Source organism: Ochrobactrum chromiisoli, from assembly GCF_026241335.1.
GTDB classification, from domain to species: domain Bacteria; phylum Pseudomonadota; class Alphaproteobacteria; order Rhizobiales; family Rhizobiaceae; genus Brucella; species Brucella chromiisoli.
Map to the genome: position 1 here is coordinate 459,185 of NZ_JAPHAV010000001.1, position 14,713 is coordinate 473,897.

The window sequence follows — 14,713 nt, forward strand, 5'->3', positions numbered from 1 at the left end:
ATCACTATGTATCGTTATGATGAATTTGACCGCGATTTTGTTGCGGCCCGTGTTGCACAGTTCAAGGATCAGGTCGGGCGTCGCCTTTCTGGCGAATTGACGGAAGATCAGTTCAAGCCGCTGCGTTTGATGAACGGTCTTTATCTGCAATTGCATGCCTATATGCTGCGTGTTGCGATCCCTTACGGCACATTGTCGAGCCGCCAGCTGCGCAAGCTTGGCTCGATAGCCCGCGATTATGATCGGGGTTTTGCCCATTTCACGACCCGTCAGAATGTTCAGTACAACTGGCCAGCCCTGAAAGATGTGCCGCAAATTCTCGAAGAGCTTGCCGAAGTCGAAATGCATGCGATCCAGACGTCGGGCAACTGCATTCGCAATGTGACGGCCGATCATTTTGCTGGTGCAGCCGCTGATGAAGTTGCCGATCCTCGCCCCTTTGCAGAAATTCTGCGTCAGTGGTCCTCGCTGCATCCGGAATTTTCCTATCTGCCGCGCAAGTTCAAAATTGCGATTGTTGGCTCCGAGCATGATCGTGCGGCCATTCAGGTGCATGACATCGGCTTGCAGCTTAAAAAGAATGAAGCAGGTGAACTTGGTCTTGCCGTTTATATTGGCGGCGGGCAGGGGCGCACGCCGATGGTCGCGAAGAAGATCCGCGATTTTCTGCCGCTCGAAGACATGCTGACCTATGTGACGGCGATTGTCCGCGTCTATAATCTCTATGGTCGCCGCGATAATAAATATAAGGCACGCATCAAGATCCTCGTTCATGAAACAGGCGTCGAGCCGCTGGTTCAGGAGATTAACGCTGAATGGGAACAGATCCGTTACAGTGATTTGCGGCTGCCGCAGCACGACATTGATGCGATTGAAAGCTATTTCCGGATGTCGGATCTTCCGCAACGTCCCGAAGGGTGGGAAATTCTGGCGGTCACGCAGAAATCCGACGCCGATTTTGCCGCCTGGACACAGCGCAATGTTACGCCACATAAGAACCCGGACTATGCCGTCGTCACGATTTCGCTGAAACCCATTGGCGGGATTCCCGGCGATGCCAGCGCCGAGCAGATGGAGCTGGTTGCGGATATAGCGCAAACCTATTCGTCTGATGAAATCCGCGTCAGCCACGAGCAAAATCTGGTTCTGCCGCATGTTGCCAAGGCTGATTTGCCAGCCGTCTATGATCTGCTTGCGTCCGATGGTCTGGTGACGGCCAATGCTGGTCTCATCACCGATATTATTGCCTGCCCGGGCCTTGATTACTGCGCGCTTGCCAATGCGCGGTCGATCCCTGTTGCACAGCGTATTTCAGAGCGCTTTGGCGACCAGCAGCGGCAGCTTGAAATCGGTGATCTCAAAATCAAGATTTCCGGCTGCATCAATGCCTGTGGTCATCACCATGTCGGCCATATCGGTATTCTGGGCGTTGAGAAGAAGGGCGAAGAACTTTATCAGATCACGCTTGGCGGTTCCGGCGATGAGCATACGTCGATTGGCGACATTACTGGACGCGGTTTCTCATCCGAAGAAGTGGTCGATGCGATTGAAACCGTTGTCGATACCTATCTTGGGCTTCGTGAAAATGCGGACGAAACCTTTATCGCTGCCTATCGCCGTGTTGGTATGGAGCCGTTCAAACGCGCGCTCTATGGCGAGGTGAGCCGTGCAGCTTGATGCGGATGAACGTGCTCAGGCGCAGGCCCGTTTGCTGGAGGCAAGCCATGGCGCTTCGACCCCGCAGGAGGTGATTGCGCTCAGCACGCGAGAATTGTTCGAAGGCGGAATTGCTGTCGTTTCATCGTTTGGTGCGGAATCGGCTGTGCTGCTGCACATGATTTCTAAGGTTGATCCGGCCATCCCGGTTCTGTTTCTCGATACGGGCAAGCATTTTCGTGCAACGCTTGATTATCGCCACGATCTTGCAGAGCGTTTGGGTCTTCTCGATGTGCAGGACATTCTGCCGCTTGAGGAAAGCGTGAAAGCGGATGATCCGTTCGGCGCATTGTCGATGACCGACAAGGACCACTGCTGCTTCATTCGCAAGGTGGAGCCGATGGCGCGCGCGGTTTCGCCTTATCGCGCATGGATGACAGGCCGGAAGCAGTTTCAGGCTTCGACCCGCAATGCTTTGCCAGTCTTTGAATCAGTTGGCCCGCGCATTCGCATCAATCCGCTTGCGCGCATGAGTTCGGACGATTTGCGTGCCTATGCGCAATCCCATGACCTTCCTGTGCATCCGCTGACAGAACAGGGCTATCGGTCCATCGGCTGCATGCCCTGCACACGTCCAGTCAATGATGGTGAAGATCAGCGCGCCGGACGCTGGGCTGGATCGGAAAAGACCGAATGCGGCATCCATCTGACCGGCCTCACGGACAGCTTGAAAAACCTTGGAGCTTTGGACCAGAAATGAGCGAAACCAAACTTTGGTCCGAGCAGGGCTTTCGTGAAGACCATTATATTTTTGCGGATGATCTTGAAGCCGCAGGCGATGCACCCGCAATCATCATCCCTCTGGCCATCTGGCTGGGGCTTGATGAAGAACTGCTTCGCGCCTCCAATCGCCGCATTGGTGTTTTGGTTACGCCGGGCGAGAAGATCGAGCCACTGCTTGATCGTCTCGACAGTCTGCCGGTGATTGCCCTGCAATTTCCAGCTTTCAATGATGGTCGCTCCTACTCAAAAGCAGAAGTTTTGCGCCGCGCAGGTTTTGCGGGTGAATTGCGTGCAACGGGCGACGTGTTGATCGATCAGGCAGCTCTTATGCTGCGCACGGGTTTTGACAGTCTGCAAGTGACCAACAAAGTCGCACAAACCCGCCTTGGCGAACAGCGACTTGTGGATACGCCCGGCTATTATCAGCCCGGTCGCGGTTCGGTGCAGCAGGAGGGTGGATTCGCCTGGCGGCGTGTTAAATCGCAGGCATAAGCGTTTTGTGGTTTTGCTTGTCGGCTTGATGAGGTAGATACGCGTCAATAATTTTTGGAGACATGACGTGATCCGCCACATTGTTTTCTTCAGCGTTAAGTCTGATCAGGATGTCGAAACCGTCCGTAAGGGTCTGGAGCAGTTGGGCACCATTCCTTATTCGGACGTATTTGAAGTTCTGCCGAATTCGAAGGTAGACCCGATGGGCAACGCGATTGATCTCGTTGTTTATGCCGAGTTCAAGGATGAAGAAGCGCTTTTCGCTTATAAAAACCATCCGACCTACGACGCAGCCACGCAATATGTGCGCCCGATGCGTGAACTGCGTTTTTCTGCCGATGTCGAGAGCGACAAGAGTTAATCAATCTGCGGTGGTGCCTGCAACGGCAGGCCACCAAACAAGTCTGGTTCGAGCGATGTTCTGGCGCGTTCGATATTGAGCAGACGCAGCTTGGTCACTGTGCCGCCAGCAGCCGAAAAGCCGCCGATCTTGCCATTGGAGCCTAACACCCGATGGCAGGGCACAATGATCGGAAATGGATTTTTGCCAAGCGCATAGCCAACGGCCTGCGAAAGACTGACATCGCCAAGCCTGCGTGCGATTGCGCCATAGGTGATGGTCTCACCCGCTTTCAGTTTCAGCAGGATTTCATAGACTTTTCGGTTGAGGTCTGGCACAGAATCAAGCGCCAGCGGCGTTTGCGAAAAGTCTGGATCGCCACCTTCAAGCAGCACACGAACCTTATCGATAGTTTCCGCGACATAAGGGGGCGGGTTGGATACCTCTGTATCCGAAAAGCGCGACTGAAGCCGATAACGCGTTTCGTTTTCATCGGCATCGCCGATTTCCACGCCGATTATTTTGCCCTCATGCCAGGCCATGCCACACGGGCCGATAGGCGTGTCGAATATGTTGATACCGGTCGAATCCATGAACAACGATATAGCATAATTCGCAACAATTGCTGCGGATGGTGTTGCGAAATGGTTGAAGAACGCAGCAAATAATGATTGTGTGGAAACAGCCGCCATGGGCGCGACCATGGGTCATGTCTTTAAATGGCCAGATGATTGAGCAATACCTTCCGGCGCGCGTTTGATGTGATCGGAACGAGGAATTTGAGATGGACGATTACGAACGCTATGCCACAGGGCTGATGATCGTTTTTGGTGCGCTGATTGTCGGCGCGCTGATGGCAGCCAATCTTTATCATGGCGACAAGCCCGGCTTTCTTTTCGCACTGGGTGCGGCGGTGGTGGGCTGGTTCTCTGCCTTTGCCGTGCTTTTTGATAAGCCGCGTGTTTATGGCGTCATGATCGCTATCGCCATCGGTCTCGTCGCTGCTTCGATTGGTGCTTTCGTAACCTGATTTTTGCGATATATGCTCATAAAAAGCCCCGGATTTCCGGGGCTTCTTTGTTTAGATATATGGTGAGTAGCACTGGCGGCGTGGGCCGTAATTGGGCTGGAACGTATTGTCGTAAGCCCGATAAGACCGATAACGGTTATAGCACCAGCGTACATGCGCATTGCCGCCGCCGCGATAGACTGGTGCCGGGCGATAGCGCGGTGGGTGATGACGGTAGCGTGGCGGTGGTGGCCCCCAATTCCGGTAATGCGGCCTGTATCCATCCCGATAACGCGGGTGATGGTGTCGCCAATGACGGCGGTCTCCACGATAATCGTAATATTGAACATTCTCGATTGGAGCCTGTGCACCATGGCTGACGGCTGGGGCTGTAAGTGTTGTTGGTTGCGCAGCATTGGCGCTTGCAGTGACACCAGGCACGCCTATGCCGAGTGACAGACACGCTGCGAAGAAGGAAGATGCAAATTTCTTCATCGGTTTCTCCCTGATAAAGTGGTTTTTATCAACGTCCCTGACGTGATTTTGCTCCCGCAATGTGGCGGGTAGGTGGCTCACAAAACTCACTTTTTCTTCAAGCTGGCAACAGTTCGGTGAAGGTGGACACGTTCGCTCAAAGCGCGCCGTTATAATTGACATAAAGATATGTTTATGTCATTAAGCGGTTCTTATGTGCGGCCCGTTCGCTCAGAGCGATCAGGCATGCGCCCAAGAAAGCAATCTGCGCATCGCGTTTTCAGAAAATCCTTTGTGGATTTCGGGTGGTGTTGTAGCGATGAAGCGTATCAGAATACAGGCGGTAATCCCCTATGACGTCTTCCCTTGATAATCTTTTTGGTTCAGCGGCTGCAAAGCCGGACGGTTCGGAAGTGCTTGCTGCGCTGACCCAGGCCGCAAGTGAGCGCATTCTGATTCTCGACGGGGCTATGGGTACGCAGATTCAAGGGTTAGGCTTTCACGAAGAGCATTTTCGCGGCGAGCGCTTCGGGGCCTGCGATTGCCAGCTTCAGGGTAACAACGACCTTCTGACGCTCACCCAGCCAAAGGCGATTGAAGAAATTCACTATGCTTATGCCATGGCTGGCGCTGATATTCTTGAAACCAATACATTTTCTTCGACCACCATCGCGCAGGCTGATTATGGCATGGAAGATGCCGTCTATGAGCTGAACCGTGATGGCGCGCGCTTGGCACGTCGCGCAGCAATTCGTGCGCAGCAAAAAGACGGTCGCCGCCGCTTTGTTGCTGGTGCCTTGGGGCCCACAAACCGAACTGCATCGCTGTCACCGGATGTCAACAATCCCGGCTATCGTGCCGTCACCTTCGATGATCTACGCGTTGCCTATGCCGACCAGATTTGCGGGCTGATCGATGGTGGATCCGACATTATTCTCATTGAAACGATCTTCGATACGCTGAACGCCAAGGCCGCTGTCTTTGCGGCCGAAGAAGTGTTCATTGAGAAGGGCGTGCATCTGCCGATGATGATTTCCGGCACGATCACCGACCTTTCGGGCCGCACACTTTCCGGTCAGACGCCAACGGCGTTCTGGTATTCGCTGCGCCATGCCAAGCCTTTCACCATCGGGCTGAATTGCGCGCTCGGTGCCAATGCGATGCGCGAACATCTCGCGGAAATCGCTGGCATTGCCGATACATTTGTCTGCGCCTATCCGAATGCTGGCTTGCCAAACGAGTTCGGCCAGTATGACGAAAGCCCGGAAGCCATGGCAGCTCAGATTGAGGACTTCGCCCGCGAAGGCCTCGTCAATGTGGTGGGTGGCTGCTGTGGTTCGACGCCGGAACATATCCGTGCAATAGCCGCTGCTGTTGCCAAGCATCCACCGCGCAAGCCGGTCAAGGTGCCGCCGCTGATGCGTCTGTCGGGCCTTGAGCCTTTCATGCTGACCAAGGATATTCCTTTCGTCAATGTCGGCGAGCGTACCAACGTTACAGGCTCTGCCCGTTTCCGTAAGCTGATCAAGGCCGGAGATTATTCCACAGCGCTTGATGTGGCGCGTGATCAGGTGGAGAACGGCGCTCAGATCATCGACATCAACATGGATGAAGGTCTGATCGACTCGCAGCGAATCATGGTTGAATATCTCAACCTGATTGCGGCAGAGCCGGATATTGCGCGCGTGCCGGTGATGATCGACAGCTCTAAGTGGGATGTGATCGAAGCAGGCCTGAAATGCGTTCAGGGCAAGCCCATCGTCAATTCGATTTCGCTCAAAGAAGGCGAAGAAGCCTTCCTGCATCATGCGCGTCTGGTGCGTGCTTACGGTGCGGCAGTTGTCATCATGGCATTTGACGAAACCGGACAGGCGGACACGGAAGAGCGCAAGGTCGAAATCTGTACCCGCGCTTATAAGATTTTGACCGAGCAGGTGGGCTTCCCGCCCGAAGACATCATTTTCGATCCGAACGTCTTTGCGGTCGCAACCGGCATTGACGAGCACAATAATTATGGCGTCGATTTCATCGAAGCCACGCGCAAGATTACCGAGACCTTGCCGCACGTCCATATTTCGGGCGGCGTCTCAAACCTGTCTTTCTCGTTCCGCGGCAATGAGCCGGTGCGCGAAGCCATGCACGCCGTCTTCCTTTATCATGCCATTCAGGTCGGCATGGATATGGGTATCGTCAATGCGGGTCAGCTGGCGGTCTATGACACGATTGATCCCGAATTGCGTGAAGCCTGCGAAGATGTGGTGCTGAACCGCCGCGATGACGCAACGGAGCGACTGCTCGAAATCGCTGAGCGTTTTCGCGATAGCGGAACCAAGGAGGCCAAGGCTCAGGATTTAAGCTGGCGCGAATGGCCGGTGGAAAAGCGTCTGGAACATGCGCTGGTCAACGGAATTACCGAATATATCGAAGCCGATACCGAAGAAGCGCGGCAGGCAGCTGCGCGTCCGCTGCATGTTATCGAAGGTCCACTGATGGCCGGCATGAACGTGGTTGGCGATCTGTTTGGGTCCGGCAAGATGTTCCTGCCGCAGGTGGTTAAATCCGCTCGCGTGATGAAGCAGGCAGTGGCTGTGCTTTTGCCTTACATGGAAGAAGAAAAGCGCCTGAGCGGCGGTGAAGGTCGCCAGAGCGCCGGTAAGGTGCTGATGGCTACCGTGAAGGGCGACGTGCATGACATCGGCAAGAACATTGTCGGCGTGGTCCTCGCCTGCAACAATTACGAGATCATTGATCTCGGCGTGATGGTGCCAGCGCAGAAAATCCTCGAAACCGCAAAGGCGGAAAATGTCGATGTGATCGGCCTTTCCGGGCTGATTACGCCGTCGCTCGATGAAATGGTGCATGTGGCGGCTGAAATGGAACGCGAAGGCTTCAATGTGCCGCTTTTGATCGGTGGCGCTACGACCAGCCGTGTGCATACGGCGGTAAAAATCCATCCGCGTTATGAGCAGGGACAGGCGGTCTATGTGATCGATGCCAGCCGCGCAGTGGGCGTTGTCTCCAATCTGCTGTCGCCTGAAAACAAGGATGCCTATGTTGAAGGTATTCGTGCTGAATATGCCAAGGTCGCAGCCGCGCACGCCCGCAACGAGGCGGAAAAGAAGCGTCTGCCGCTGGCTCGCGCACGCGAAAACGCCCACAAGCTCGATTGGGATGCCTACACGCCGCCAAAGCCGACCTTCCTTGGCACCAAGACCTTCGAGAACTATGATCTCGCAGAGATTGCGCGTTATATCGACTGGACGCCATTCTTCCAGACATGGGAGATGAAGGGCCGTTATCCCGCCATTCTTGAAGATGAAAAGCAGGGCGAAGCAGCGCGTCAGCTATGGGCGGATGCGCAGGCCATGCTTGCAAAGATCATCGATGAGAAGTGGTTTGCACCGCGTGGCATAATCGGTTTCTGGCCTGCCAATACGGTGGGTGATGATATCCGTCTCTTTACCGATGAAAGCCGCAAGGAAGAGTTAGCCACCTTCTTCACATTGCGCCAGCAATTATCAAAACGCGATGGCCGTCCGAATGTCGCCATGTCCGATTTTGTGGCCCCTGCCGATAGCGGCAAGCAGGATTATGTCGGCGGCTTCGTCGTCACGGCAGGCATTGAGGAAGTGGCAATTGCCGAACGCTTTGAACGCGCGAATGACGATTATTCGTCCATTCTTGTCAAAGCACTGGCTGACCGTTTCGCCGAAGCCTTTGCCGAACTGATGCACCAGCGCGTTCGTAACGAGTTCTGGGGCTATGCGCCGGGTGAAGATCTGTCGAATGACGATCTGATCCACGAGCGTTATGCCGGTATTCGTCCGGCACCGGGTTATCCGGCACAGCCTGATCACACCGAAAAGAAGACCTTGTTCGAGCTGCTGGATGCAACAGCGCAAACCGGCGTCGAACTGACGGAAAGCTATTCCATGTGGCCGGGTTCGTCTGTGTCTGGCCTCTATATCGGCCACCCGGAAAGTTATTACTTCGGCGTTGCCAAGGTCGAGCGTGATCAAGTCGAAGATTACGCGCACCGCAAGGGCATGAGCGTTGAGGAGGTCGAGCGCTGGCTTGGCCCGATCCTCAATTACATTCCCGGTCAGGCACCGGAGCCGGTTGAAGCGGCAGCCTAGCGCATTTCCAATGTTTCAATCAAAACAGGAATGACTTCGAACCCGAAATGAGCGCAGAGAGTTGCTTCAAAGTGATGCGCATTTCGGGAAAGATGCGCGTTAAAATAAATGATTAAAGTGCTTAATTGCTCCAATCAGATTGAAGCCATTCTAATCTAGGTCGAGTGGCCTGATGCAGAAGAGCATCAGTTCCTTTTTATGTTCGGAGATTCTGGTCTATCTGCTCGGCTCGTTTGTCAAAAAATCTCGAAAACGAAAAGCATTTCCTTCACCCTGTCTCCCCATATTTAAGCAAATGACCCTACATCCATCTCGTTAAACGAGAGCATAATTCTTTTTGGAGTGAAACGAGGTGCGATAAAATTATGCTTAAAATTAAAGGATTTATCGAGAATCTCTGTTTCAATTAGAATGGAATTCTCCTTGAGAAGGATTTTTTCCGCATATATTAAAGATATACTAATTTAGATCTTGCGATGCGTAATCTTTGTATTTGTATTTACTAAAGTCCGATAATACCTGTAATAAATAATTGTTTTATGTTATTATCGTAGGATATTATAATAGTTATAGGTAGATGGTCCGAGAATCATATGTTATGTTGAACAGGTGGCTTACGGTATTGTGGTCTATAAACACACATACGGGTTCCGGCGCCATAGAATCCTAAAAAAATTGATATTTGTTTTTCCTGGTCGATCCATTCGGCCCAGAATGTGCCTGCTTGAATAAAATTCACGTGAATAATCCGGTTCATCGAAACAATATTAGGATTCCAGCTATGAATTGCGAAGTTTTTTACGACACGCTTCAGTCATCTGATAGTGCGGATGATTTGTTCGAGCATATCAAGTCCTATGCAGCACAGTTGGGCTTTTCCTACGTGTCTTATGCAATGTGCGTACCGTCTCTTGATAGCATTTCGCGCTGGATACGCTATGAGACGACGCCAGTGGCTTGGCAGAAACATTATGCTTTAAAGAAATACGTCGAAATTGATCCCGTTGTGCGCCGTGGAATGAACAGCATTGAACCGCTGGTATGGTCGCAAAGGCTGTTTGCGGAAGCACCCCAGATATGGGCGGACGCGCAGGAGTTCGGTCTGCGGTCGGCTATTTCGCAGCCAAGCTGGGCAGCGCAGGGCGTTTTTGGGATTCTCACATTTCTGCGGGAAAAGCCTTCACTTTCAGAAGGTGAGGTCTCCATGCTGCGCAGACAGATGCAGGTCGTTGCCAATCTTCTCCATCTTGCCATGTATGAGCATCTTGATGTTCCAAGCATCAATTGTGTAGGCGAGGTTAATCTCACCGCGCGCGAACGTGAAATTCTGCGTTGGACAAGCGAAGGCAAGACCGCCGAGATTATCGGAACAATTCTCAGCATCTCGACCCGAACAGTCAATTTTCATATCAGCAATGTTCTCTCCAAACTTGTTGCGGTCAACAAGGTGCAGGCCGTAGCCAAGGCACGCACTTTTGGTCTTCTATAACGGCTCTTAATCCTTCGGCGGTTTGGTTCGAAGGATGTTCATGCCCTTCAGAATTTAGCTTAATACTATAAAATTTGTAGTATTTTCCGTAACTTGAGCCAGGATTTGACTTTTCGCTTCAGCGCAAGTTTCTTCCTCCAACGGGCTTAAAACAGGCACGTTTTCGCTTAACGCCCTCGCAATACGCGATAGCATACTTTTCCTTTTGTTCTGTCTTTCACGACAATGCGCTCACAGTGGCTTAGCCACATCTGCGCCGGACCAAGGCTCGCGCCATCCTCCCGCCAGTTTATTTAAGATTAAGCCGGTTTCCCGGGAGAAACAGACGTGCATCATGCATCCCTGACCAAAAACCTGACACATCTTCAGCGCTTGGAAGCAGAAGCAATTCACATTTTTCGCGAAGTTGCCGCGACCTTTGAAAATCCGGTCATGCTTTATTCGGTGGGCAAGGATTCCTCCGTTATGCTGCATCTGGCGATGAAGGCATTCTATCCCGCGCCGCCGCCATTCCCCTTCCTGCATGTCGACACGACGTGGAAATTCCGCGAAATGATCGAATTTCGCGATGCACAGGCGCGCGAAAAGGGTTTTGAGCTGCTGGTTCATATCAATGAAGATGGCGTGCGGGATGGTGTTGGTCCATTCACGCATGGCTCAAACGTCCATACCCATGTCATGAAGACGGTTGGTCTCCGTCAGGCTCTCGATAAATATAAGTTCGATGCCGCCTTTGGCGGTGCGCGCCGCGATGAGGAAAAGTCGCGCGCCAAGGAGCGCATTTTTTCATTCCGCAATATGCAGCACGGCTGGGACCCGAAGAACCAGCGGCCGGAAATGTGGAAGATCTATAATACCCGCATTGCAAAGGGTGAATCGATCCGCGTCTTCCCGCTTTCCAACTGGACCGAGCTCGATATCTGGCAGTATATTTTGCAGGAAAATATCCCGATTGTGCCGCTCTATTTTGCAGCAAAGCGCCCTGTGGTCGAGCGCGACGGCATGTTGATCAAAGTCGACGATGACCGCATGACTTTGCGCCCCGGCGAAACGGTCGAGGAACGGCTGGTACGCTTCCGCACACTTGGCTGTTATCCGCTGACGGGCGCGATTGAATCACGTGCCACCAATCTTTCTGACATTGTTGAAGAAATGCTGATCGCCCGTACATCCGAGCGTCAGGGCCGCGCCATTGATCGCGATGAAGCGGGTTCCATGGAAAAGAAGAAGCGCGAGGGCTATTTCTGATGAATGCCTTATTAGAGTCTTCTGTAACAAGTGCAGCTGTGAGCGATTTTCTCGCCGATCAGGAACGCAAGACGCTGCTCCGTTTTCTCACTTGCGGTTCAGTCGATGATGGTAAATCCACGCTGATCGGGCGGCTGCTTTATGACACCAAGCTGATCTTTGAGGATCAGCTGGCGACGCTGAAGAATGACAGCCGCAAATTCGGCACCACGGACGACGATTTTGACTTCGCGCTGCTGGTCGATGGTCTGGAAGCCGAACGCGAGCAGGGCATTACCATCGATGTGGCCTATCGCTTTTTCTCAACGCCGCGCCGCAAATTCATCGTGGCCGACACGCCGGGCCATGCGCAATACACGCGTAACATGGCAACAGGCGCGTCAACCGCTGATCTGGCGGTGGTGCTGATCGATGCGCGGCAGGGCGTGTTGACACAGACACGCCGTCACAGCTTCATTGCTTCGCTGTTGGGCATCCGGCATATCGTGGTGGCGGTCAACAAGATCGATCTGGTTGATTTCTCGCAAAGCGCTTTTGATCATATTGTCGCTGATTATATGAGTTTCGCCAAAGATTTGGGCTTTGCCAGCATTCAGGCAATTCCGCTCTCAGCGCGCTTTGGCGATAATGTCAGCAGCCATTCCCCACGAATCCATTGGTATGAAGGGCCGTATCTGCTGGAACATCTGGAAACGGTGCGTCTTGATGGGGATGCAGTCGGCAAGCCTTTTCGCTTTCCGGTGCAATATGTGAACCGGCCAAACCTTGATTTCCGCGGCTTTTCCGGCACCGTTGCCTCCGGATCGATTGCTGAAGGCGATACCGTCGTGGTCGCAAAGTCGGGCAAGCAATCGAAGGTGAAACGCATCGCCACCTATGACGGCGACTTGGCCCGTGCAACCGAAGGGCAGGCGGTTACGATTGTGCTGGAAGACGAGATCGAAGTCTCTCGCGGCAATATGCTTGTGGGTGCAGAATCGCGCCCGGAAGTGGCCGACCGTTTCAGTGCCAATATCGTCTGGTTTGGCGAAGAAGTCTTGCAGCCAGGGCGCTCCTATCTGCTGCGCACCGAAACCGACCAGACGCCGGTGACGATCAGCGAGATTAAATATCGCACCGATGTGAATAGTTTCGCGCGAGAAGAGGCGACACGGCTTGATTTGAATGAAGTTGGTCTTTGCCATCTTCAAACAGCGGATCAGATTGCTTTCGACCCCTATTCGGACAACCGCGTGACGGGTGTTTTCGTGCTGATTGATCGTCTCACCAATGCGACGGTGGGCGCTGGTATGATCAAAGAGGCGCTGCGTCAGGCAACCAATGTGCATTTGCAGGCTTTCGATCTTGATAAACAAGCGCGTGCGGAACAAAAATTCCAGAAACCAGCGGTGCTCTGGTTCACAGGCCTGTCTGCTTCTGGCAAATCGACCATTGCCAACCGGCTTGAACAGCGGCTTCATGCGTTGGGCAAGCACACCTATTTGCTGGATGGCGATAATGTCCGTCATGGCCTTAACAGCGATCTTGGCTTCTCTGATGAAGACCGGGCCGAGAATATCCGCCGCGTTGGCGAGGTCGCGGGGCTTATGGCCGATGCCGGGTTGATCACGCTGGTTTCTTTCATTTCGCCGTTCCGTTCCGAACGCGATCGCGTACGCTCGCTTCTGCCTGAGGGTGAATTCATCGAAATCTTTGTCGATACGCCGATTGAAGAATGCATGGCGCGTGATCCGAAGGGGCTTTATGCGCAGGCTCTGCGTGGCGAGATCAAGGCATTCACCGGCATCGATTCGCCCTATGAAGCGCCGTTTTCGCCGGAGCTGCATCTTCACACCGCAGGTCGCGACATTGACGAACTCGTTGCGGAGGTGGAAAAGTATCTGGCCGAACGTGGTATTATCGGCAGCTATGGCAGTGATTCCTGGTCGATTTGAGAAATGACAACAGCAACCTTCCCCAAAGCCGATCCAAACAGCAAAGCTTTGCTCAAAGTACTTGAGGATACAGCCCTTGAGGCTGGTCGTGTCATTATCAAACATTACACGGATGGCTGTGCGGTTCATTCCAAGAAGGATCAATCGCCGGTAACGGAAGCAGATCACGCGGCAGAAGCGATTATCCTTTCTGCCCTTGCGTCTTTCGCACCGGGCATTCCGGTGGTGGCCGAGGAAGAAGCCGCCGCAGGGCGTCTGCCAGAACAGCTGGGTGAGACATTCTTTTTGATTGATCCGCTTGACGGTACGCGTGAGTTTCTGCTGCGTAATGGCGATTTTACGGTGAATATCGCACTCATTGAGAATGGCGTGCCGGTGCTGGGCCTCGTCTATGCCCCGGTGCGCAACCTGCTTTATGTGGGTGGCCGTGACGGTGCGCAGGAAGTGGTCACGTCCGCCGATCATCAGATTATCAGCAGGCGTCCGATTGCTGTCCGCATTGCACCGCCTGAAAAGGTAGTGGTTTGTAGCCGCTCTCACCTGACGCCTGAAACAGAAGAGTTTCTGAAACGCAATCACGGTGGCAAATGTGTTTCTGTCGGCTCATCACTCAAATTCTGCATGATCGCACGTGGCGAGGCTGATCTTTATCCACGCTTCGGTCCGACGATGGAGTGGGACACGGCAGCCGGTGACGCCGTTCTGCGCGCGGCAGGTGGCATGACGACGACATTTGATGGCAAACCGATGATCTATGGCGCGCGTTCTGATGGAACGGTCAAAGGTTTTGCGAACCCGGATTTTGTGGCTTTTGGCGCAGGAGAAGCACCTGTTTTTGCATCGATAAGCCAGCTAATCAGGTGACAGGCAAAAATAGCTGAAAAAAAGCGGGATGTTCCCCTTGCGGGTTCAAAAGAGCGGCGCTATAAGCCGCTCACAGCCGGACGATAGAGTCTTGGTTTTATGGTCGCGGAGCGTAGCGCAGCCTGGTAGCGCACCTGATTTGGGATCAGGGGGTCGGAGGTTCGAATCCTCTCGCTCCGACCATTTTCTCCCCTTCGACACGCCCTCAAGCATTTCCTGTTTTGACTGGATCATTGGAAATGCCCTATCTATTTATTTTCACGCATTATCCCACGCAAAGCCGCTTCG

12 protein-coding genes and 1 tRNA gene are annotated in these 14,713 nt (G+C 53.3%); 11 read left to right on the forward strand and 2 right to left on the reverse strand.

Annotation, left to right across the window (positions count from 1 at the left end):
* Window positions 1-6: 6 nt before the first annotated feature.
* The 4 genes from OPR82_RS02205 (at window position 7) to OPR82_RS02220 (ending at window position 3,292) form a co-directional block, all read left to right on the forward strand.
* Window positions 7-1,677: a nitrite/sulfite reductase gene (locus OPR82_RS02205; RefSeq protein ID WP_265982745.1), complete on the forward strand. Its 1,671-nt coding sequence runs from the start codon at window positions 7-9 to the stop codon at window positions 1,675-1,677.
* Complete coding sequence (locus tag OPR82_RS02210) at window positions 1,667-2,416, forward strand: phosphoadenylyl-sulfate reductase (protein WP_265982747.1); 750 nt, start codon at window positions 1,667-1,669, stop codon at window positions 2,414-2,416. The genes OPR82_RS02205 and OPR82_RS02210 overlap by 11 nt, the downstream gene beginning before the upstream one ends.
* On the forward strand, window positions 2,413-2,931 hold the full coding sequence (locus tag OPR82_RS02215) for a DUF934 domain-containing protein (RefSeq protein ID WP_265982749.1): 519 nt from the start codon (window positions 2,413-2,415) through the stop codon (window positions 2,929-2,931). Before OPR82_RS02210 ends, OPR82_RS02215 begins: the two co-directional genes overlap by 4 nt.
* A gap of 67 nt (window positions 2,932-2,998) precedes the next feature.
* Window positions 2,999-3,292: a Dabb family protein gene (locus OPR82_RS02220; RefSeq protein WP_265982751.1), complete on the forward strand. Its 294-nt coding sequence runs from the start codon at window positions 2,999-3,001 to the stop codon at window positions 3,290-3,292.
* On the opposite strand, the gene OPR82_RS02225 is transcribed toward OPR82_RS02220, so the two are convergent.
* Complete coding sequence (locus tag OPR82_RS02225) at window positions 3,289-3,864, reverse strand: methylated-DNA--[protein]-cysteine S-methyltransferase (RefSeq protein WP_265983826.1); 576 nt, start codon at window positions 3,862-3,864, stop codon at window positions 3,289-3,291. The two genes, OPR82_RS02220 and OPR82_RS02225, sit on opposite strands and share 4 nt — an antisense overlap.
* Before the next feature lie 191 nt (window positions 3,865-4,055).
* Here OPR82_RS02225 and OPR82_RS02230 point away from each other — a divergent pair, with 191 nt between their 5' ends.
* The gene (locus tag OPR82_RS02230; RefSeq protein WP_134153770.1) at window positions 4,056-4,301 is read left to right on the forward strand and encodes a hypothetical protein; all 246 of its coding nucleotides are present in this window, start codon (window positions 4,056-4,058) and stop codon (window positions 4,299-4,301) included.
* Window positions 4,302-4,352: 51 nt separating this feature from the next.
* Here OPR82_RS02230 and OPR82_RS02235 read toward each other — a convergent pair whose 3' ends face one another.
* Window positions 4,353-4,775 carry a BA14K family protein gene (locus tag OPR82_RS02235; protein WP_265982754.1) on the reverse strand — a complete coding sequence of 141 codons (423 nt, stop codon included), beginning with the start codon at window positions 4,773-4,775 and terminating at the stop codon, window positions 4,353-4,355.
* Window positions 4,776-5,107: 332 nt separating this feature from the next.
* Between OPR82_RS02235 and metH the strand changes: the two genes are divergently transcribed.
* The 6 genes from metH to OPR82_RS02265 all read left to right on the forward strand — a co-directional run bounded on the left by metH (window position 5,108) and on the right by OPR82_RS02265 (window position 14,608).
* Window positions 5,108-8,890: a methionine synthase gene (gene metH / locus OPR82_RS02240; RefSeq protein WP_265982757.1), complete on the forward strand. Its 3,783-nt coding sequence runs from the start codon at window positions 5,108-5,110 to the stop codon at window positions 8,888-8,890.
* Window positions 8,891-9,671: 781 nt separating this feature from the next.
* Window positions 9,672-10,379 (forward strand): LuxR family transcriptional regulator, encoded by a 708-nt coding sequence (locus OPR82_RS02245; RefSeq protein ID WP_265982759.1) that lies wholly within the window; start codon window positions 9,672-9,674, stop codon window positions 10,377-10,379.
* 327 nt (window positions 10,380-10,706) lie between these two features.
* Window positions 10,707-11,627, forward strand: coding sequence for a sulfate adenylyltransferase subunit CysD (gene cysD / locus OPR82_RS02250; RefSeq protein ID WP_265982760.1), 921 nt, complete (start codon window positions 10,707-10,709; stop codon window positions 11,625-11,627).
* Window positions 11,627-13,561: a sulfate adenylyltransferase subunit CysN gene (gene cysN / locus OPR82_RS02255; RefSeq protein WP_265982761.1), complete on the forward strand. Its 1,935-nt coding sequence runs from the start codon at window positions 11,627-11,629 to the stop codon at window positions 13,559-13,561. The genes cysD and cysN overlap by 1 nt, the downstream gene beginning before the upstream one ends.
* 3 nt (window positions 13,562-13,564) lie before the next feature.
* Window positions 13,565-14,425 (forward strand): 3'(2'),5'-bisphosphate nucleotidase CysQ, encoded by an 861-nt coding sequence (cysQ, locus tag OPR82_RS02260; protein WP_265982762.1) that lies wholly within the window; start codon window positions 13,565-13,567, stop codon window positions 14,423-14,425.
* 106 nt (window positions 14,426-14,531) lie between these two features.
* Window positions 14,532-14,608, forward strand: a tRNA-Pro gene (locus OPR82_RS02265).
* Window positions 14,609-14,713 lie beyond the last annotated feature (105 nt).

Bases quoted from the DNA above. Each gene is read 5' to 3' on its own strand.
- OPR82_RS02205 (WP_265982745.1), top strand. From the start codon at position 7: ATGTATCGTTATGATGAATTTGACCGCGATTTTGTTGCGGCCCGTGTT.
- OPR82_RS02215 (WP_265982749.1), top strand. From the start codon at position 2,413: ATGAGCGAAACCAAACTTTGGTCCGAGCAGGGCTTTCGTGAAGACCAT.
- OPR82_RS02245 (WP_265982759.1), top strand. From the start codon at position 9,672: ATGAATTGCGAAGTTTTTTACGACACGCTTCAGTCATCTGATAGTGCG.
- cysQ (WP_265982762.1), top strand. From the start codon at position 13,565: ATGACAACAGCAACCTTCCCCAAAGCCGATCCAAACAGCAAAGCTTTG.
- cysN (WP_265982761.1), top strand. From the start codon at position 11,627: ATGAATGCCTTATTAGAGTCTTCTGTAACAAGTGCAGCTGTGAGCGAT.
- OPR82_RS02225 (WP_265983826.1), bottom strand. From the start codon at position 3,864: ATGGATTCGACCGGTATCAACATATTCGACACGCCTATCGGCCCGTGT.
- OPR82_RS02235 (WP_265982754.1), bottom strand. From the start codon at position 4,775: ATGAAGAAATTTGCATCTTCCTTCTTCGCAGCGTGTCTGTCACTCGGC.
- metH (WP_265982757.1), top strand. From the start codon at position 5,108: ATGACGTCTTCCCTTGATAATCTTTTTGGTTCAGCGGCTGCAAAGCCG.
- OPR82_RS02230 (WP_134153770.1), top strand. From the start codon at position 4,056: ATGGACGATTACGAACGCTATGCCACAGGGCTGATGATCGTTTTTGGT.